The 255-nt window shown below is 50.2% G+C and carries 1 rRNA gene; it reads left to right on the top strand.

What is annotated here, in order from left to right:
- A 23S ribosomal RNA gene (locus tag GM658_RS29920) occupies positions 1-255 on the top strand; the annotation flags it as partial.

Raw genomic sequence — 255 nt, 5'->3', positions numbered from 1 at the left:
TAAAACAGTCAGGATGTTGGCTTAGAAGCAGCCATCATTTAAAGAAAGCGTAATAGCTCACTGATCGAGTCGTCCTGCGCGGAAGATGTAACGGGGCTAAGCCAGTCACCGAAGCTGCGGATATCCGTAAGGATATGGTAGGAGAGCGTTCTGTAAGCCTGCGAAGGTGTCTTGTAAAGGATGCTGGAGGTATCAGAAGTGCGAATGCTGACATGAGTAGCGATAATGCGGGTGAAAAGCCCGCACGCCGTAAGC

It is taken from the genome of Massilia eburnea (assembly GCF_009720745.1).
In the GTDB taxonomy this organism is placed as follows: domain Bacteria; phylum Pseudomonadota; class Gammaproteobacteria; order Burkholderiales; family Burkholderiaceae_D; genus Rugamonas; species Rugamonas eburnea.
The sequence above is the reverse complement of the archived record's forward strand: the minus strand, read 5'-3'. Positions and strand labels throughout refer to the sequence as shown.